The sequence below is a fragment of the Arthrobacter sp. Soil763 genome (assembly GCF_001428365.1).
In the GTDB taxonomy this organism is placed as follows: Bacteria; Actinomycetota; Actinomycetes; order Actinomycetales; family Micrococcaceae; genus Arthrobacter.
The window spans coordinates 1-19,995 of record NZ_LMSH01000004.1 but is presented as its reverse complement, the minus strand read 5'-3'; the positions used below and the strand labels follow the sequence as shown (position 1 = coordinate 19,995).

Annotated in this window: 14 protein-coding genes; 9 read left to right on the top strand and 5 right to left on the bottom strand. The window is 69.4% G+C overall.

The features are described 5' to 3' along the window. Positions 1–259 precede the first annotated feature (259 nt). Positions 260–1,234: a trypsin-like serine peptidase gene (locus tag ASG71_RS13195; RefSeq protein ID WP_056740056.1), complete on the top strand. Its 975-nt coding sequence runs from the start codon at positions 260–262 to the stop codon at positions 1,232–1,234. A 499-nt stretch (positions 1,235–1,733) separates the two neighbouring features. On the opposite strand, the gene purH is transcribed toward ASG71_RS13195, so the two are convergent. Beyond that, on the bottom strand, positions 1,734–3,434 hold the full coding sequence (purH, locus tag ASG71_RS13190; RefSeq protein ID WP_056740054.1) for a bifunctional phosphoribosylaminoimidazolecarboxamide formyltransferase/IMP cyclohydrolase: 1,701 nt from the start codon (positions 3,432–3,434) through the stop codon (positions 1,734–1,736). 149 nt (positions 3,435–3,583) lie between these two features. On the opposite strand from purH, the gene ASG71_RS13185 reads away from it, so the two are divergent. Next, positions 3,584–4,936, top strand: a complete 1,353-nt coding sequence (locus tag ASG71_RS13185; RefSeq protein ID WP_056740052.1) for an MFS transporter — start codon at positions 3,584–3,586, stop codon at positions 4,934–4,936. Positions 4,937–5,097: 161 nt separating this feature from the next. Here ASG71_RS13185 and ASG71_RS13180 read toward each other — a convergent pair whose 3' ends face one another. Continuing rightward, the gene (locus tag ASG71_RS13180; RefSeq protein ID WP_200947998.1) at positions 5,098–5,976 is read right to left on the bottom strand and encodes a collagen-like protein; all 879 of its coding nucleotides are present in this window, start codon (positions 5,974–5,976) and stop codon (positions 5,098–5,100) included. 256 nt (positions 5,977–6,232) lie between these two features. After that, complete coding sequence (gene purN, locus ASG71_RS13175; RefSeq protein ID WP_056740047.1) at positions 6,233–6,826, bottom strand: phosphoribosylglycinamide formyltransferase; 594 nt, start codon at positions 6,824–6,826, stop codon at positions 6,233–6,235. A gap of 39 nt (positions 6,827–6,865) precedes the next feature. On the opposite strand from purN, the gene ASG71_RS13170 reads away from it, so the two are divergent. Beyond that, positions 6,866–7,297, top strand: a complete 432-nt coding sequence (locus ASG71_RS13170) for a hypothetical protein (RefSeq protein ID WP_056740045.1) — start codon at positions 6,866–6,868, stop codon at positions 7,295–7,297. Positions 7,298–7,339: 42 nt separating this feature from the next. Here ASG71_RS13170 and ASG71_RS13165 read toward each other — a convergent pair whose 3' ends face one another. Continuing rightward, positions 7,340–8,662, bottom strand: a complete 1,323-nt coding sequence (locus ASG71_RS13165; RefSeq protein WP_056740043.1) for a DUF6350 family protein — start codon at positions 8,660–8,662, stop codon at positions 7,340–7,342. Between the two features lie 166 nt (positions 8,663–8,828). Here ASG71_RS13165 and ASG71_RS13160 point away from each other — a divergent pair, with 166 nt between their 5' ends. From ASG71_RS13160 to ASG71_RS13135, 6 genes are all read left to right on the top strand, one after another. Continuing rightward, positions 8,829–9,296 (top strand): DUF4383 domain-containing protein, encoded by a 468-nt coding sequence (locus ASG71_RS13160; protein ID WP_056740041.1) that lies wholly within the window; start codon positions 8,829–8,831, stop codon positions 9,294–9,296. A 523-nt stretch (positions 9,297–9,819) separates the two neighbouring features. After that, entirely contained in the window at positions 9,820–10,953 is a 1,134-nt protein-coding gene (locus ASG71_RS13155) for a glycosyltransferase family 4 protein (RefSeq protein ID WP_082575163.1), read from the top strand. Beyond that, entirely contained in the window at positions 10,950–12,395 is a 1,446-nt protein-coding gene (locus ASG71_RS13150) for a UDP-glucose dehydrogenase family protein (RefSeq protein WP_056740036.1), read from the top strand. Before ASG71_RS13155 ends, ASG71_RS13150 begins: the two co-directional genes overlap by 4 nt. A 155-nt stretch (positions 12,396–12,550) precedes the next feature. After that, positions 12,551–14,338, top strand: a complete 1,788-nt coding sequence (locus ASG71_RS13145; protein WP_235564093.1) for a putative bifunctional diguanylate cyclase/phosphodiesterase — start codon at positions 12,551–12,553, stop codon at positions 14,336–14,338. Between the two features lie 35 nt (positions 14,339–14,373). Then, positions 14,374–16,533, top strand: a complete 2,160-nt coding sequence (locus ASG71_RS13140) for a putative bifunctional diguanylate cyclase/phosphodiesterase (RefSeq protein ID WP_235564091.1) — start codon at positions 14,374–14,376, stop codon at positions 16,531–16,533. A gap of 255 nt (positions 16,534–16,788) precedes the next feature. Beyond that, complete coding sequence (locus tag ASG71_RS13135) at positions 16,789–18,675, top strand: EAL domain-containing protein (RefSeq protein ID WP_082575159.1); 1,887 nt, start codon at positions 16,789–16,791, stop codon at positions 18,673–18,675. Positions 18,676–18,901: 226 nt separating this feature from the next. Here ASG71_RS13135 and ASG71_RS13130 read toward each other — a convergent pair whose 3' ends face one another. Further along, complete coding sequence (locus tag ASG71_RS13130; RefSeq protein ID WP_056740032.1) at positions 18,902–19,750, bottom strand: SDR family NAD(P)-dependent oxidoreductase; 849 nt, start codon at positions 19,748–19,750, stop codon at positions 18,902–18,904. Positions 19,751–19,995 lie beyond the last annotated feature (245 nt).

Genomic DNA, 19,995 nt, shown 5'->3' with positions numbered 1-19,995 from the left:
CGAGGTGGCCGCCCCGGCGCCTATCCGGGACCTCCAAAGGCCGCTGTGCGACATCGCCGCCGCCTGCGCCGGGCCGGCGTCGGCGCCTGCACCCGACCGACGTCGGGCACTGCGGGGGTTCCCGACGCCTGGCCGCCGGGCAGTCATCACGCCTCGTGACAGGTTTTGACAGAAGTCTTTACACGTCCGTCAACTTGACGTAGTTTCTTTCCATCACAGCGGCCGTTCCGCCGCTCCGCATCTTCCGGTTAGGACACCCATGAGAACACCCAAGACTCTGGTTACCAGCTTCCTTAGCCTGTCGGCCGCCGCGCTTTTGGCGGTCACCGCGGCCGGCGGGGCCACCGCCTCGCCCGCCGCCGCCCAGGGCAAGGAGTCTCCGCAGGTGGCCAGCCAGGCAGTCGACGGCTCCCGGGCCGCCGACTACTGGACCCCCGAGCGCATGAAGGCCGCGATCCCCGGCGACGTGCTGGCCGACCGTGCCCTGGCCCGCGGGAACAAGTCGCCGGCGGCCGCCGTCGAGAAGGGCGCGAACACCCAGATCTCCGGCAAGGCGGCCAAGGGTAAGACCACCCTGCACGCCTCGGAGTCGCCGGTGTCCCATATCGGCAAGGTCTTCTTCACGATGGGCGGCAGCAACTACGTCTGCTCCGGCAACTCGGTCAGCTCGACCAACAAGAGCACCGTCTCCACCGCGGGCCACTGCGTCAACGAGGGCCCGGGAGCGTTCGCCACCAACTTCGTCTTCGTCCCGGCCTACCTTAACGGCACCGCGCCGTACGGGAAGTGGGCGGCCAACGCCCTCTACACCCCGACCCAGTGGAGCTCCGCCGGCGACATGCAGTACGACACGGGCTTCGCCGTGGTGTCCCCGCTGAACGGCCAGAACCTGTCCGACGTCGTCGGTGCTTCCGGCGTCCAGTTCAACGCCGCCCGCGGCCTGACCTACAAGTCCTACGGCTACCCGGCAGCATCCCCGTTCGACGGGCAGTCGCTGATCAGCTGCACCGGTCCGGCCTCCAATGACCCCAACAACCCGCAGTTCAACTCCCAGGGCATCCCCTGCGACATGACCGGCGGCTCCTCGGGCGGCCCCTGGTTCATCGGTACCAGCTCCTCCGGCTACCAGAACTCGATCAACAGCTACGGCTACGGCACCCGCTCCACCGTGATGTACGGACCCTACTGGGGCTCGGTCATCCAGCAGACGTACACCACCGCCGCAGCCTCCTAGGCTTCCCCGCCCGGGGATCCTCGGCACCCCCCGACGAGGATCCCCGGTTTCAGAACCCCACCAAAAGAATCCCCACTCCAGAAAGGAAACCCATCCCCGAAGGAACAAAACGCGGGGCCGCTGGCCGCCCAACCCCTCGACAGGGCGGCCCAGCGACCCCGCGTTTCCGCGTGCCCGGCTCGCAAATGGACATGCCCGTCCTGCGGCCTGACGGGTGGGCATAACCCGCTATGCCCACTCCTCACACCAAGCACTGAGCATGCCCGCCGGTGGGACTCTTCCTGGCTATCCCCCAAGCCCGGGCTGGACCGGACATGCCCGTCCTGAAGCCCGGCGGCTGGGCATAACCCGTGATGCCCACTCCTCGCACCAAAGAATGAGCATGTCCGGTTGAGGCTGATCTGTTCAGCCCGAGGACAGCCCCGGACACCACACAAGAATGGACATGCCCTCCCCCATGGGTGGGCATGTCCATTCTTGGTTTCAGCTACCGCGTGGATTAGTGGAAGAAGTGCCGGGCGCCGGTGAAGTACATCGTGATCCCCGCGGCGTTGGCTGCGGCAATGACCTCGTCGTCCCGGACGGAACCGCCGGGCTGGACGACGGCACGGACACCGGCGTCGATCAGGATCTGCAGGCCGTCGGCGAACGGGAAGAACGCGTCCGAGGCCGCGACGGCGCCGCGGGCACGCTCCGGCGCCCCGGAGACGTCCGAAGCGTTGGACGCCCCGCCGGGGGCATCGCCCCCATTAGCACTGCCGGACTCCACGCTCACACCAAGGGTGTTGGCCCGTTCGACGGCGAGCCGGCACGAGTCGAGCCGGTTGACCTGGCCCATGCCGATGCCCACAGCCGCACCGTCGGCGGCCAGCAGGATGGCGTTGGACTTGGCCGCGCGGCACGCCGTCCACGCGAAGGCCAGGTCCGCCAGGGTGCCGGCATCAGCGGCCTGACCCGCGGCGAGGGTCCAGTTGGCCGGGTTGTCGCCCTCGGCGTCGACCTTGTCCGTGGCCTGGACCAGCATGCCGCCGGAGACCTGGCGGAACTCGGTCGGGTACCGGCCGTAGCCCTCGGGCAGGGTCAGGAGGCGGATGTTCTTCTTCTTGGACAGGATCTCCACCGCCTCGTCCTCGAATCCGGGGGCGATGACGACCTCGGTGAAGATTCCCGCCACGGTCCGGGCCATGCCGGCGGTGACGGTGCGGTTGGCCGCGATGACGCCGCCGAAGGCGGAGACCGGGTCGCAGGCGTGGGCCTTGGCGTGCGCGTCGGCGATCGGGTCCGCGGCGTCGGCGGATCCGACGGCTACGCCGCACGGGTTGGCGTGCTTGATGATCGCGACGGCGGGCTCGGCGAAGTCGAAGGCGGCGCGCAGGGCGGCGTCGGCGTCGACGAAGTTGTTGTAACTCATCGCCTTGCCGTGCAGCTGGTCGGCCTGCGCGATGCCGGCCGGGGCGGCCTTGTCCACGTAGAGGGCGGCCTGCTGGTGCGGGTTTTCGCCGTAGCGCAGCACCTCGGAGCGCTCCAGGGCCAGGCCGGCGTAGGCGGGCCAGTCGATGACGCCGTCGCCGTCCTCGTCGAGGAACTGGCTGGCGGTCCAGGTCGCCACCGCGGTGTCGTAGGAGGCGGTGTGCGCGAACGCCTTGGCGGCCAGCCGGCGTCGGGTCTTCAGGTCAAAACCGCCGGAGGAGGCGGCCTCCACCACCGAATCGTAGGACGCCGGGTCCACGACGATCGCGACGGCGGCGTGGTTCTTCGCGGCCGAGCGGACCATGGCGGGGCCTCCGATGTCGATCTGCTCGACGACGTCGTCCTGCGCGGCGCCCGACTTCACGGTCTCCACGAAGGGGTACAGGTTCACGACGACGAGATCGAACGGCTCGATCTCCATGTCCTCGAGGGTCTTCATGTGGGCCGGGACGCGGCGGTCGGCGAGGATGCCGCCGTGAACACGCGGGTGCAGGGTCTTGACGCGGCCATCCAGCATCTCCGGGGAACCGGTGACTTCCTCGACTTCCTGCACCGGAATGCCCGCGGCGGCGATCTTCTTGGCCGTGGAGCCGGTGGAGACGATCTTGACGCCGGCTGCATGCAGGCCCTGCGCGAGCTCCTCCAGACCGGTCTTGTCGTAGACCGAGATCAGGGCCCGGCGGATGGGAACACGGTCGATGGATACACGGTCAAGCTGCGTAAAGCTCACAAAAGTCTCCGTCTTATATCGCGGCGCGGCCGCGGGTGGTGGGGATGCGGTCAGTTTATCGCGTCACACCGTCAGCGGTTCCAGCGCCCCGGAGTGTGAAGCGTCCCCGCGCGGCCGCCCGGCACGTAGAGTTGCCACAGGAGGCCGACATGAATACGTACACCACTGTGCCCAGCGGCGAACAGGTGGTCCAGGAACTGCCGTGGCGGTGGAAGGTCCAGGGCAGGATCTTCCTGATCGGCGGGCTGGGCTTCATGTTCGATGCCTGGGATGTCACGCTCAACGGCATCCTCATTCCGCTGCTGTCCAAGCATTGGTCCCTGACCCCGGCCGACGCCGCCTGGATCGGCACGTCGAACCTGATCGGCATGGCCCTGGGTGCCTTCATCTGGGGCACCATCGCGGACACGATCGGGCGCAAGAAGGCGTTCACCGCCACGCTGCTGATCTTCTCCATCTTCACCGTCCTCGGTGCGGTCTCCCCCGACTTCGGCTGGTTCGTGGTCTTCCGCTTCCTGGCCGGCTTCGGGCTGGGCGGCTGCATCCCGGTGGACTACGCGCTGGTCGGCGAATTCACCCCGCGGCGCCAGCGCGGCAAGGTCCTCACCGCGATGGACGGCTGGTGGCCGATCGGCGCGGCACTGTGCGGCTTTGTCTCCGCCGGGCTGGTTGCTGCCTTCGCGGACTGGCAGCTGACCATGCTGGTCATGGTGCTGCCCGCGCTGCTGGTGTTCTGGGTCCGCCGCAGCGTCCCGGAGTCGCCGCTGTTCCTGATCCGCAAGGGCCGCCGCGAGGAGGCCGCGAAGGTGATCGATGATCTGGTCGCGGCCACCGGCGCCGAACCCCGGGTCTACAGCCTGCCCGAGCCCAAGGACGCACCAAGGCTCTCCGCCGGCAGCGCGTGGACGCAGCTGCGCGCGCTCTGGCAGTTCGACTGGAAGATTACGACGGCGGCCTGGGCCCTGTTCTTCAGCATCCTGCTGGTCTACTACCTGTCGCTGACCTGGATGCCGCGGATCCTGATCGGGGCCGGCTTTGCCGAGTACAAGGCATTCCTGACGACGGCGTCGATGGCCGCCGTCGGGCTGCTCGGCGTGGTGGTCGCGGCGCTGCTGGTGGAGCGCACCGGCCGGAAATGGATCCTGGCCGTCACCGGGCCGCTGTCGGCGCTGACGCTGGTGATTGTCGCCGTCGTCGTGGATATCCCGACGGCGGCCGTGTTCTGGCTGCTGGTGTTCGGCTTTGTGGTCCAGGTGGCCATCCCGGTGCTTTACGCGTACGTCTCGGAGCTGTACCCCACGGAGCTGCGCGGCTCGGGCTTCGGCTGGGCCTCCACGTTCTCCCGGCTGGGCGCCGGTTTCGGGCCGCTGGTCTTCGCCGCGTTCCTGTGGCCCGAGCTCGGGCTGGCGACGTCGTTCGCCCTGGCCGGCGGCCTCGTGCTGGTCTCGGTCCTGTGGATGGCGTTCTTCGCCCCGGAGACCAAACAGCGCCGCCTGGAGTAGTGCCGCGCGGGCTTCCGTGGGCCGTGCCACCGTTCCCGCCGCTCAGCCCGGTCCGCCCGGTCCAGCCCGCCGGCGCCCCGGCCACCCCAAAATGCTCTCTCACCTATGGCTGCTTTGAGGTCCTCAATAGCGCCATAAGTGAGAGAGCATCCGGGCGTTCGCTACTGGATGCAGGTGACGTAGACCGTCATGGCCGTCGCGGTCTTCTGGGTGACGGTCCAGCCGGTGGGTGTGCCGTTGGCGTCCGTGATCGGCTGGCTCGCCGTTGCTGCGTTGTTGGCCGTGGTCGAGCCCAGCGAGTAGCCGCCGGAAACGGCCGTCTTGCCCGCGGGGCACGACGCCGAGACGGTCAGTGCCGTCGTTCCGCTGGCGGAGGCTACGGTCACGCTCGTGGACGCAGCCGCACCGGGAGCTCCTGTGGCGCCGGTTGCCCCGGTGGCTCCGGCCGGTCCAACCGGGCCGGTGGCTCCGGTGGCGCCCCTTTCGCCCTTCTCACCCTGCGGTCCGGCCGCACCGGTGGCTCCGGTCTCGCCCTTCTCGCCTTGGGCACCGGCCGCACCGGTTGCTCCAGTCTCGCCCTGGGCGCCCGTCGCACCGGTCTCCCCGGTATCGCCCTTCTCGCCCTGGGCACCGGTCGCACCGGTCTCCCCGGTGTCACCCTTCTCCCCCTGGGCACCGGTCGCACCGGTCTCCCCGGTATCGCCCTTCTCGCCCTGGGCGCCGGTCGCACCGGTCTCCCCGGTGTCACCCTTCTCCCCCTGGATGCCCTGGATGCCCTGCGGGCCGGCGATGCCCTGCAGCCCCTGGATACCCTGCATGTTCCACGAGATCGCCGTTTCCTTCTTGGAATCGCACGATCCGCCGGCGGCGAGGACCCTCAGTTGACCGCCGTTGTTGATGTTGTAGCAGCCGTTGATTTCTCCGGTGCCGGACGTGGCCGAGACGGCGTAGGCGGCGGAGATGGCTCCGGTACCGAGAACCAGGGCGGCGGTCAGGCCGAGGATCTTGGGACTGGTTTTGGCAAAGCTGAAGTGAGACACGTTGGACCCCCCGGGGCGCATGAGACGAATGAGACTGCGCCAGACTATGGCCCCCAGAGCCTGTAAAACCGGCGCCGGAATACTCGACTTTGGCCCTCGAGTACCCGACTTTTCGGTCGAGTACTCAGTTTCGCCGAACGGACTACTTGGTCCCCCGGAATGTCCCGGACGACCCGGTCTCCCACGGGGGCGGACCCGTTCCGGATCATCTGGCACTTGTCACCGTCAGCGGCCTCCGCGAGGCAGCCGACGGGAGTCAGTTGGGTGTGGTTGCTGCGGCGCGGGAGTCGGCAGCGGCGAGGGAGGCCAATGTGGCGACCAGCAGGCGGCGTTCAACGGTCTTGATCCGTTCGTGCAGGGTCTCCTCGGTGTCGTCGTCGGCCACAGTCACGGCTTCCTGGGCGATGATCGGCCCGGTGTCCACCCCGGCGTCGGCCCAGTGCACCGTGCAGCCCGTGACCTTGACGCCGTAGGCCAGGGCATCGCGGACCCCGTGCGCACCGGGGAAGGCCGGCAACAGGGCCGGGTGGGTGTTCAGGTACCTGCCGCCGAACGCGTCGATGAAGTCCGCGCTGACGATCCGCATGAACCCTGAGGATACGACGACGTCGGGCCGGTACGCGGCGACGGCGTCGGTGAGGGCTGCGTTCCAGGCTGTCCGGTCCGGGTAGGCCTTGAAGTCGACCACGAAGGTCGGGATGCCGGCGGCCGCGGCGCGCTCCACGCCGTAGGTGTCGGGCCGGTCGGCGCCGACCGCGGCCAGTTCCACGTCGAGCTCGCCGGCCCGGACGGCGTCGATGACGGCTTGGAGGTTGGAGCCGGTGCCGGAGACGAGGACAACGATGCGCATTGCCCTAGCTTAAGGTGCGGCTCGCGTACGCTGGAAAACATGAACTCCCCCCAGGACCCCGGCGGCAGCCCGCGGCAGCAGAATCCGCGCAGCGAAGCGGCCAAAGCGTCGCTGCTCCGGACACACATTCTGTTCCGGGCCTTCATCGTGGCCGTCCTCGGGGCATTCTTCGTGTTCCAGCTGGACGTCAACTACCTCTGGCTCGCCGCCATCCTCACCGCGGCCGGGGTGGCGCTGGGCGTCACGCTGCTGGTGCGCGCCATCAGGCTCAAGGAATCCCGCCTGGTGCTGTTCGGGACCATCTCCGGCCTGGTCGTCTCGGCGGTGATGGTCCTGATGATCCTCGCCTCTACCGCCTTCTTCACCCAGATCCGGGACTACCAGCAGTGCTCCCGGCACGCGCTCACCGAGCAGGCCTCCTCAGCCTGCCGGACGCAGCTGGAAAGGTCGCTGCCCGCTCAGCTGCGGTAGGCCTCTCGACGCCGGCTCGCTTCACGCGGGCCTGCCGGGGCGTTAGTCGGCGTCGGCGGCGGTTTCCAGCTGCACCTCGTGCAGCTTCTGCCGGCGTTCCAGCCACGGCCCTGCGGCGTAGCCGATCACGACGCCGATGCCCGTCTCCACCGCGACGAACACCGCGGTCCGCAGCGGGTCAGGACCGATGTCCGTCAGCCGGCCGATGCCCGCTGAGCCCCGCGCCAGCCACGCCAGCCCCGCCGCGAGCAGCCCGGCGACGGCGCCGACCATCGCCCCAAGGACCAGGGTGGAGACGGCGGCGGTGAACCAGCGGGCCTTGACCTTGATGGAGAGCCATTCGTCGAAGTGGTTCTCGCCCTCGCGCAGGAACCACCAGCCGGCCAGGAGCCCGGCGAGCACCGGCACCACGAGCGCCACGAACCCGTAGTCCAGAACCCCGGACGGCAGCGCGGCAAACACCGGGATGGAAGGCAGCGGTCCGACGGCGGTGCCGAGCGCCCCCGCCTGCGACCCGACGCCGAGCGCGACGCCGGCCCCGGAGGTCCAGGCCAGCGCGAAGACGACAAGGTTGGGAAGGTAGCCCAGCTGGGCCAGGGTGAGCGCCGCACCGCCGACCGGACCGGCGTCGAGCGCCTCATAGACGGCGATGATGAGGTTCCAGTGGATGATCAGGTCCACCGCGAGCAGGCCCGAGGCCATGGCAAGGCTGGCCATCGCGGCGACGAAGCCGGCCTTGGCGGCGGAGCCGAGGTAGGACCCGGCCCAGCGCGAATGCTGGCTGGTGCGCGAGAGCCAGGCGACGGCGTCGACCCCGATCAGCCGGCTCCAGGAACCGGCCTCGCGGCGGGCGCCGATGACCATCCCCAGGGCGAAGGGAATCAGCGGGATGAAGGAGGCGGCCCAGAGGCTGACCCCGACGTCGGAGGTGCGGCAGACGAACCCGGTGGCGAGCCCGAAGGCGCCGTACATCAGCCAGGAGCCCAGGAGCGCCTGCCAGAGCTGGTCCGTGTAGGACGCGCGTGCCAGCCGGCGGCCGGCCCGCCAAGCGAGCAGAAACGGGATGAGGGTCAGTCCGAGCGGGATCAACGACAAGGTGCCGGATTCGGCCCGGCCCGCGCCGCCGGGGCCGACGGTCTCGAGCAGCAGCGGGACACCGTGAATCAGCAGCCACGCTTGGCCGGCCAGCCGGGCCAGGAATTCAAAGCCGCCCTCCCCGAAGCCCGCCGTCGCCCAGACTGCGACGATCGGGACGATCACCGCGAGCGCGGAGATCACGGCGGCCTGAGCGGACTCGAGGGCCCCCTGCAGCCACAAGGGCATGGGGAGGCCACGGTTTCCGGTCTGATCAGCGCGCAGTTTCATCGCCTTCCATCGTGCCACGGGCCGGGGCGGCTGCCGGGTTCCGACAGGCTTGGCCCCGCGTTTTGACCCCGGACCAGCCGGGCGTCCGGAGGCTCCGCGGCGGCGCTTTTTGGCCCGCCCCGCCGTAAAATTTTAAGTGTCCGCAATCAGTGGTTGGAGGCAGAAAATGACTACCGCATCCCCACATGCGCACGGCGTACATTTCGGACGGACTGATGTCCAAAACGTCGGCATGGGTGTGGGTATCGTCCTAATTGTCGTGGGCGTCCTGGGATTCATTCCGGGCATCACCACGCAGTACAGCGAACTGAGGTTCTTCGGACCTGATTCCGGAGCCCTGTTCCTCGGCCTGTTCCAGGTGTCCATGCTGCTGAACATTGTTCAGCTGGCCATCGGCGCGACCGGCCTGACCATGTCCCGCAGCGGCATGGGGGCCCGGAACTTCTTGATGGGCTTCGGCCTGTTGTACATCGTCTTTAGCGTTTACGGGCTGATCGTCGGCGTGGGGTCGGCGGCCAATTTCCTGGCGTTCAACACCATGGACAACTGGACGCACATGGTGCTGGGCGTGGCCATGATTGGCGCCGGCTGGCTGCTATCGAGGCACCTGGCCGATGACGCACAAACCCGGTAAGCGAACACCGGGAAAAGGGAGCCGCGAATGAGGAACGTTTCATAGCAATCCAACAATTCGTACTACCTGCTGGTGCGGGCGCCTGCTTGCGGGCTCCGCGCCAGCTTCCTTTTGCCCGGGCTTCTTAGGCCTGCACGACGACGGCGGCTCGCCCCGCCGTGGGGGCGCGTCGCCCGGCGGACTTGGACATGCTCATTCGTGCCGCCGAAGGCTGGGCATAACGGATTATGCCCAGCCCTCGGGCTGGCCGCTGGGCATGCCCGGCCAGACCCGCCGCTGCGGCCCACTCCAACCGGCGGGGTCGTTCGTTTAGTCGTCGGTTTGCCGTAGGTGGCTGTTTCGAGACCCGGCTTAGCGACCATCTGCGGCAAATGGGCATCCGCCAGCACGGCGGCGAAGGCAGCCCAGCTCCCGCGCCTCGGCCCCACTCCCCGCACCCGGGGCCCCGCCTGTTCACCTACGCTTCCCCCGGCCGCCACATCCGTGACGCCGGCCCGTCAGTCGCCGCGGCCACGGTGGAGGCGTGAGGATCGCACTAGTCGCCGAATCATTCCTTCCCCAGATGAACGGGGTCACGCACTCCATCCTGCGGGTCCTGGAGCATTTGCAGGGCCGCGGCGACGAGGTGCTCGTAATCGCCCCATCCACCCAGGACACCGGTGTCCCGGACGAGGTCCACGGTGCGCGGGTCCACCGGCTGCCGTCCGTACCGCTCGCCGGCTACACCAACGTGCGGGTGGCGCTGGGAGGTGTGGCCCGGGTCAAGCGCATCCTTGCCGGCTACGCCCCCGACGTCGTCCACCTTGCCTCGCCGTTCGTACTCGGCTGGCGGGCGGCGCAGGCGGCGCACCAGCTGGGCATCCCGACCGTCGCCGTCTACCAGACCGAGGTCCCCGGCTACGCCGCGCGGTACGGCGTCCCCTTCCTCGAAAACTGGGCGTGGAACCGGGTGGAGCAGATCCACCTGCTGGCCTCGCGCACCCTGGTCCCGTCCAGTTTCGCCCTGCACCAGTTCCGCGGCCGGGGCATTCCGCGGGTGCGGATGTGGCGGCGCGGTGTGGACACCCTGCGGTTCAACCCGGCAAAGCGCGACGACGCGTGGCGGGCCACGGTGGCCCCGGGCGGCGAGCGCATCATCGGCTACGTCGGCCGGCTCGCCGTGGAAAAGCAGGTCGAGGACCTGGCCGTCCTCGCTGACGTGCCGGGCACGAGGCTGGTGATTGTCGGCGACGGCCCGCAGCGTGGGGCCCTCGAGGCAGCGCTCCCGACGGCGGTGTTCACCGGGTTCCTCGGCGGCGAGGACCTGGCCCGCGCCGTCGCATCCTTCGACCTGTTCGTCCACCCCGGCGAGTTCGAAACCTTCTGCCAGACGATCCAGGAAGCCATGGCGTCCGGAGTCCCGGTCGTCGCCACCGGCCGCGGCGGCCCGCTGGATCTGGTGGAGAACTCCCGGACCGGCTGGCTCTATGAACCGGGGGACCTCGGCGCGCTGCGGTCCCGGGTGATGGACCTGACCGGCGACGACGCCAAGCGCCGCGCCTTCGCCGCCGCCGCCCACGCCTCGGTCCAGGGCCGGACCTGGCACGCCCTCGGCGAGGAGCTGGTCCGGCACTACGAAGCGGTAGGCACCGTCGCCGCACGGGGAGCGGCGCTGTGAAGATTTCGGTCATCGGCTGCGGCTACCTCGGCGCGGTCCACGCCGCCACTCTGGCCTCGATGGGCCACACCGTCGTGGGGATCGACGTCGACGCCGCCAAGGTCGCGCACCTGGACCGCGGTGCCGCACCGTTCCACGAACCCGGTCTCGACGAGCTGCTCCGCGACGGCCGCGCCGGCGGCCGGCTCAGCTTCACCACGAACTTCGCCGACGCCGCCGGGGCTCAGCTGCACTTCCTTTGCGTCGGCACGCCGCAGTCCAAGACATCGAACGACGCCGACCTCAGCTACCTGGTTGCCGCGATCGAGGCCCTGCTCCCCTTCCTGGCGCCGGGCGCCGCCGTCGTGGGCAAGTCGACCGTGCCGGTGGGAACGGTGGACATGCTCCGTGGGATACTCGCGGACCGGCCCGATGTGCTGCTGGGCTGGAACCCGGAGTTCCTGCGGCAGGGCACGGCGGTCAAGGATTCCCTGGTCCCCGACCGGCTGGTCTACGGCGTGCCCGGCGGCCGCGCCAGCGGCGCGCCCGCCGGCAAGAACTCGGGCAGCACCCCCGGCGGCGGCTCCGGGGCGGAGGCCGACGGCGCGGCGGTCACCGCCGTCCTCGACGCGGCCTACGCGCCGCTGCTGGCCGCCGGCATTCCCCGGCTGGTGTGCAACTTCGCGACGGCGGAGCTGATCAAGTCGGCGTCGAACGCGTACCTGGCCACCAAGCTGAGCTTCATCAACGCGGTGGCCGAACTGTGCGAAGCCTCCGGTGCCGACATCACCGAACTGGGCGAGGCGATGGGCCTGGACCCGCGGATCGGCGGCCGCTACCTGCACGCGGGTCTCGGCTTCGGCGGTGGCTGCCTGCCCAAGGACATCCGTTCCCTCCGGGTGCAGGCAGCCGCGCTGGGGGTGGACTCCGTCGAGACCTGGATGGCCACGGTGGACAGCATCAACCAGGGCCGGCGCTCCCGCACAGTCGACGCCGCGCGGCAGCTCTGCGGCGGCAGGCTCGGCGGACGGCGGGTGACCGTGCTGGGCGCGGCGTTCAAACCCGACACCGACGACATCCGGGATTCCCCCGCCCTGGATGTGGCCGCTCAGCTGGCCGCCGCCGGTGCGCACGTCACCGTCACGGACCCTGCCGCGATCAACAACGCCTGGCTGCGGTACCCGCAGCTGCGCTTTGAGGCCTGCACCGAGCAGGCGCTCGAGGGCGCCGAACTGGTGCTGCTGCTGACCGAATGGGACGCCTACCGCACACTCTCCCCCACGGCAGCCGGGGACCTGGTCCGGCGCCGGGTCATGCTCGATGCCCGGAACGCGGTCGACGCCGCGGCCTGGTCCGCGGCCGGCTGGACGGTACACGGACCCGGCCGGCCGAGTTCCCCGGCCGTCCCGCACGCGCCGGCCCCGCGGCCATCCCCGGCGCGCGGACCGGCCACCGCCGGCTGACCGGCAGGTCCGGCGAGCTGACCGGTCACCGTCGGCAGACCAGCCCGCACGGCGCGCGCCGGTGGCGGCCGGGGCCGGACGCGCACCCTATGATTCCTGAGGGGAGGATTCATCATGCACCGACACAGGTCTCAGCTTCATCCGGTTCCGGCCGCGTGAGCACTTCAGCGCGCGCCGACGAGGATGCACGGCTCCGCGAAGCCACGTCCCTGCTCTCGGCCACCCTCGAATCAACCGCCGACGGGATCCTGGTGGTCAGCGCCGAGGGCCGCATCGCCCTGGTGAACAACCAGTTCCTTTCCATGTGGGGCATCCCGCGCGACCTCGTGGACACCGGGGACGATGAGGCCGTGATGAATTCCGTCCTGGACCAGCTGGCGGACCCGGGGCAGTTCCTCGAGAAGGTCACCGCCCTCTACGCGGACCCGGACGCCGAAAGCCACGACGTGCTGCACTTCCGCGACGGCCGGACCTTTGAACGGTATTCACGCCCGCAGACGGTGGACGAGCACGTGGTGGGCCGGGTCTGGAGTTTCCGCGACGTGACCGAGGCCAGGCTCGCCCAGGACCAGATCAGCCGGGCGATGGCGGACCTGGCCCAGCAGGCGAACCAGCTCAAGACCCTCGCCTTCCAGGACCCGCTGACCGGACTATCCAACCGGCAGCTTTTCAACGACCGGCTGGCCTACGCACTGGCAGGGCCCTGCGGGACCGCCGTCGACGTGCTGCTGCTGGATTTGGACGACTTCAAGGAAGTCAACGACATCCACGGCCACCACGCCGGCGACCAGATGCTGATCGAGGTGGGCCGCCGGCTGCGCGCCTGCGTGCGGCCCGGGGACGTTGTAGCACGCCTGGGCGGTGACGAGTTCGTGGTGCTTCTGGTCGGCTCCCTCGACGCCGACGCCGCCGCCGAACGGATCGTCGAATCGCTCAAGGCTCCCGTGTGGATCGACGGCACCATGCTGCGGCCCAGCCTCAGCCTGGGCCTGGCCTCCATCAGCGAGGACGCCGTCGACGCCTCCGAGTTGCTCCGCCGGGCCGACATCGCCATGTACGCGGCGAAGGCGGCGGGCAAAAACCGCTACCTGCGCTTCCAGCCGGAAATGATGCGCGCCCTGCTGGAGCGCACCGACCTCGACGCCGGGCTCCGCGCCGCCGTCGACAACGGCGAGATCACCGTGCACTACCAGCCGATCGTCTCCGCCTCGCTGGGCAGGGTGGTTAAGGTCGAGGCGCTGGCCCGCTGGGAACGCGACGGAGTCCTGGTGGCGCCGCAGCACTTCATTCCCGCGGCCGAACGCAGCGGCCTCATCGTGGAGATCGGCACCGAGGTCCTGCTGCGTGGCTGCACCGAACTGGCACCCTGGCTCGCCGCCGACCCGGTGCGGTCGCTGGCGGTGAACGTCTCCGGCGTGCAGCTGCAGCAGGGGAATTTCCCGGAGCTGCTCTTCGCGACCGCCGAGGCCTGCGGCGTCGATCCGCACCAGCTGGTCGTCGAGGTCACCGAAAGCGTCTTCTTCGACGACGACTGCCAGATCCGGCGCCAGCTGGTGCAGCTTCGCAGCGCCGGCGTCCGGGTCGCGCTGGACGACTTCGGGACCGGCTACTCCTCGCTGGGCCGGCTGCAGGACCTGCCAGTGGACACACTCAAGATCGACCAGTCGTTTGTGGGCATGATCCGCAGCGGCGCCGAGCACCTGCCCATCCTGAACTGCATGATCGCCATGGCCCACGGGCTGGGCCTGACCGTCACCGCCGAGGGCGTCGAGACCTTGGAGCAGGCCGAATACCTGATCGAGCACGGCTGCGATTCGCTCCAGGGCTACCTCTTCTCCCGGCCCCAGCCGGCGGCCGCCCTGCCCGAGGCTGTCGCCGCGTCCGGCCGCATGATCGGGGGCCTACGCGCCGACACCGAGGCCCAAACGCAGCCGGTGCTGTGATTTGGGTCTCATGGCCCTATGATTCTTGAAGTTCAGTGACCACCGCCCTGCCGGTGGCTTCGAGTACCGAGCGCCTGGGGGCTGGCATCGACGTGGAACAAGGATTGGCGGAAACCCTGCTGTCACAGGGTCCTGACGCGTTGCTGCTGCTCACCATCGAGGGGACCATCTCCTACCTCAACCCGGCCGCCGAGCGCCTCTTCGGGTACCCGCGCGAGCAGCTGCTCGGCGCCTCGCACCACCGGCTGCTGGTCGAGGATGACCGCGGCGGCTTCCTGCGCGTCCTGAGCCGCCTGGGCCGGGCCGGGACCTTCGGCACCAGGCCGTTCCCCGCCGTCGGGCTGCACCGGAACGGCAGTGAAATCCCGCTGGAACTCACCTGCTCGCTGGTGAGCACCGGCGCCCAGACGTCCATGGCGGTCGCGGTGCGGGACACCACCCACCGCCAGGACGACGACGCCGGCCGCCGCCACGCTGCTTCGCTCCTCGACGCAACACTGGAGACGACGGCGGACGGCATTTTGGTGGTGTCCAATACCGGGCAGATCACGGGGGTCAACGATCAGTACCTCCGGCTCTGGGGCATGCCCCGGGAGATCCTGGCTGAGGACGACGCCTACGCGCTGGTGAAGTTCATCGCCAAGCAACTGGTTGCCCCGGACTGCTTCAAGGCCAAAGTCGCCGAGCTGTACGCCAACCGCGAGCTGCACAGCCACGACCTGCTCGAGTTCCAGGACGGCCGCACGGTGGAACTGTATTCACGGCCGCAGAAGGTCGCGGATGAAGTGGTGGGCCGGATCTGGAACTTCCGTGACGTCACCTCCCGCACCGTGGCGCAGGACCAAGCGAGGCGCGCGCTCGATGAGCTCGCCCAGCAGGCCGAGCAGCTGAAGGCCCTGGCCTTCCAGGATCCGTTGACCGGGCTGGCCAACCGGATGTTCTTTAACGACCGCGCCACGGCCGCGCTGGAGAACCCCGGCCCGGTGGCGGTGCTGCTGCTGGACCTGGACGACTTCAAGGAAGTCAACGACATCCTCGGCCACCACGCCGGGGACCAGATGCTGGTGGAGATCTCGCGCCGGCTGCAAAACTGCGTGGGCCCGCACGGCACCGTCGCCCGGCTCGGCGGCGACGAGTTCGTGGTGCTGCTGGTGGGCTGCAACGACTCCGACGGCGTGGCGCAGCGGATCGTGTCCACCCTGAACGCCCCGGTCTCGATCGAGGGAACCCTGATGCGGCCGGGCCTGAGCCTGGGCGTCGCGACCCGCGACACGGCCGGGATGTCCTCCTCCGAGCTGCTCCGGCAGGCGGACGTGGCCATGTACGCGGCCAAGGAGGCCGGGAAGAACTGCTACGTGCACTTCCAGCCGGAGATGCTGGCGAGCCTGCTGGAACGCACCCAGCTGACCGCGGGGCTGCGCCGCGCCGTCGAACTCGGCCAGATCACCGTCTTCTACCAGCCCGTGGTCTCCACCAACCGGCGCGAAGTGGTGCAGTACGAGGCGCTGGCCCGCTGGGAGCGCGACGGCCTGCTGATGGCGCCGGATGCGTTCATCCAGACCGCCGAACGCAGCGGCCTGATCCGCGAGATCGGCGCCGAGGTGCTGCGGCAGAGCTGCGCCGCCCTGCAGTCCTGGCTGGCTGAGGACCCGGGCCGGACCCTCGCGGTGAACGTCTCCGGGGTGCAGCTGCAGCACAAGGACTTCGCCGAGCGGGTGCTGGATATCGCGGCGTGGAGCCGGGTGGACCCGCACCAGCTGGTACTGGAGGTCACCGAGAGCGTGTTCTTCGACGCCGACTCGCACGTAATCCAGCAGCTGATCACGCTGCGCGCGGCCGGCATCCGGGTGGCGCTGGACGACTTCGGCACCGGCTACTCCTCGCTGGGCCGGCTGCAGGAGCTGCCGGTGGATGCGGTGAAGATCGACAAGTCGTTCGTGTCGATGCTGCACACCGGCGAGGAACGCCTGCCGATCCTCACCTCGATGATCCACATGGCGCACAGCCTCGGCCTGCGCGTGACGGCCGAGGGGATCGAGACGCCGGTGCAGGCCCGCTACCTGATGGACCACGAGTGCGACGCCCTGCAGGGCTACTTCTTCTCCCGCCCGGTCCCGGAGGCCGGCCGGGCCGCCGCCGAGGTCCAGTCGGCGGAAGCCATCGAGGCGCTGCAGGAGCCGGTGGGGGTGCTGTAGGCGGTCCCGGCGCTTGGGTTCCTGGCAGGACCGGGCACCGCAGCGCAGGGCCCTTTGTGGCACGCCTGCAGGTCCAGCCGCCGACGTGTTTCGACGCTTTCGTGTCCGGTGCCCGCACGGAACGGAACTGTGCGGCCGAACACATATGATTTCAGAACACACGGCCCGCGCCGTGCGCCGCGAGTCCCCCTGCACGGGCCGGACGGTACAGGTCTTTCTTTCCACCGATTCACCGCTTTGGGGGCAGTACACGTTATGGACGCAGCATTCGCTCAGCTCGTGCTGGAGCACAGCCCCGACGCACTCGTGCTGCTCGGACCGGACTGGTCCGTTTCATTCCTAAACGCCGCCGCCGAACAGCTCTTCGGCTACCCACGGGCGCAACTGCTTGGCGCGGACTACAGCCTGCTGCTCGCCGAGTCCTCCCGGGAAGCGTTCCACCAGTTCCTCTCCAGCTTCGCCGCCCCGGCTGGCACTCCCCGCGCGGCCGGGCCTGCCGCCGGGCCTGCCGCCGGGCCTGCGCGGCGCCCCTTCACCGGCGTCGGCCGGCGCGGAGACGCCTCGGAGATTCCGCTGGAGATCACCTGCGCGGCCCTGCCGCCGGCGTCCGGCGGTGCCGGCAGCGTCGCTGTCGCTGTGCGGCCGGCCCCGCCCAGAGTTGCCCCGCACGACGGCGGCGCCGCGACTGACACCCTGCCCGCTGCACCAGGCAGCCCGGCGGCCGGCACCGCGGGCACGACGGCGACCGCCCGGCGTCGTACATTCAGCGCACTGGAGGCGGACCTGGTGCCCGGCACCACCGGCGTCCTCCCCCGCCTGAGCCCGGCCGAACATGACGACCAGCTCAAGGCGGCCGTGCTGCGGGACACGCTGACCGGGCTGCCGAACGGGACGCTGTTCAACGAGCGGCTCGCCGCGGCGCTGCGCCGGCCGGACCCGGTCGATGTGCTGCTGCTGAATGTGGACGATTTCAAGAGCTACAACGACATGCTGGGCCGCTCCGCCGCGGACGAACTGTTGGTGGAGGTGGCCAGCCGGCTGCGGAACTGCGTCCGGCCGCACGACACGGTCGCCCGGCTGGGCGGGGATGAATTCGCTGTCCTGCTGACCGAATGCCTCAACGCCGGGGCGGTTGCGAAGCGGATCTCCGATTCGCTGTACGTGCCCGCGCGGATCGGCGGGTCGCTGGTCCGGCCCGGGGTGAGCATGGGCCTGGCGGCCCGGACCGCGGCCACGCAGGACGGCGCGGAACTGCTGCGGCAGGCGGATTCGGCCATGTCGGCGGCCAAGGCGGCCGGGAAGAACACCTGGCTGGAGTTCCGGCCGGAGATGCTCAGCGTCGCCGTCAACACCCCGCAGGGCGAGACTGGCCTGCGGCAGGCCGTGGAACTGGGTCAGATCTCCGTGCACTACCAGCCCGTGGTCTCCCCCGGCCTGGGCGCCGTCGTCCAGTTCGAGGCCTTTGCCCGCTGGGAGCGGTACGGCAAGCTCGTCCCGCCGAACCAGTTCCTGCCGGTGGCCGAACAGAGCGGCCTGATCCGTGAGATCGGCGACGAGGTGATGCGCCGCGCCTGCGCCGAAATCCGCCCGTGGCTGGCCGGCGACGCCGCGTACAGCGTGGCCGTGAATGTCTCTGGCTTGCAGTTCCAGCACCGCGACTTCGCCACGGACGTGCTCGGGATCGTCGCCTCCACCGGGGTGGACCCGCGCCAGCTCATGCTCGAGCTGACCGAGAGCGTGTTCTTCGACGCCGACTCGGACGTGCTCCGGCAGCTGGCGCAGCTGCGCGAGGCGGGGGTGCGGATCGCGATGGACGACTTCGGGACCGGGTACTCGACGCTGGGCCGGCTCAAGGAGCTGCCGCTGGATAAGGTCAAGATCGACCGGTCCTTCGTGGCGATGATCAAGACCGGCAAGGAACACCTGCCGTTCTTCCGCACGATGATCCGCGCCGCGCAAGACCTGGGCCTGAGGGTCACGGCGGAAGGCATTGAGACCCCGGCTCAGGCCAAGTACCTGATGGACCTCGGCTGCGATTCGCTGCAGGGCTACCTCTTCGCCAAGCCCGCCCCGGCCAGTGACCTCGCCGGGACCATGGAGAGCGCCCTGAACGCCATCGACAAGGTCGAAGCCGCCGGCTAACCCCCCGGACGCTCCCTCACATCCGGCAACCCGCCCCGGACGCTCCCTCACATCCGGCAACCCGCCGCGGACGCTCCCGCCCAGTTACCGCCCCTTCGCAGCCCTGGTTCGGTCAATAATCCCCGGACTGGCGCGGATTACCCATACTTCCCTGCCGAGTAACTGGGCAGGAGCGTCCCAACTGGCTCCTTGGCCGCCGGTCACTGCGCCCCTTACCTGACGACGATCAGGCGTGCGGGTCGAGCCTGTCGGAGTCCTGCGCCACCATTTCGGCGCTGCGCTCCCACAGCTCGCGGGCCAGGGCAGCGTCGTAGGCCTGCTTGTTGGCCTTGGAGAGCTTCCGTTTCGCGTAGTAGCCCCCGGAGGTCCAGCCCTGCCCCGGGACGGCCGTAGCGAGCCACACGAGGGTGTCGGCGCCCTGCTCCGGGGTCAGCATGAAGCGTTTGAGGAACGACTTGTAGGCCAGCCGCATGGGGCTGGTCGACTCTGCGGCGAAGTTGGTGGCCACACCGCCCGGGTGGAAGGCCGCGGTCGAGATGCCGGCGGCGTGGAAGCGGTGGTGCAGCTCAGCCGTAAACAGGATGTTCGCCAGCTTGGCGTTCCCGTAGGCGCGGTTTGTGGAATAGCCCTGCTCCGCGTCGAGGTCGCTGATGTCGAACTTCGCGAAGATCGAGTTGGCGACGCTGGAGGTATTGATGACCGTCGCGTTGCTGGCTGTCAGGACATCCAGCAGCTCGTTCGTCAGCAGGAAAGGTGCAAGGTGGTTGACCTGGAAGGTCTTCTCGTGGCCGTCGACCGTGAGCTCGCGGGCACCCATGATCCCGCCGGCGTTGTTCGCCAGCACATCGATCCGCGGGTACTGCTCCTTCAACTGAGCGGCCAGACGCCGTACCTGCGAAAGGTCGGCAAAGTCGGCCACAAAGAAGTCGGCGCCTGTCTCCTTGGCGATGCGTTCGGTTTTCTCCGCGGATCGCCCGACGACGACGACGCGCTCACCTCGCGCGGCCAGGGTCCGGGCAGCGGAGGCGCCGATCCCGTCGCTGGCGCCGGTGATGATGATGGTCCGTGCAGTCATAAGGGCCTCCCTGGGCCGGTGGGGTTCACGCTCTTCGGTCAAACTACTCAAGGGTAATCAACGCCGGCGGCGCGCCAACTGTTCCGCAGCCCTGACGCTCCCCCACCTCCGGCGCATTCCCACCCCGTGCTCGCTCAGAAGTGGTTGGGTGGTTAAAGTGGGAGAGCCTCCAACCTGGTGGTTGGAGGCTCTCGACCTGAATGATGTTCCGGCGGTGACCTACTCTCCCACACCCTCCCGGGTGC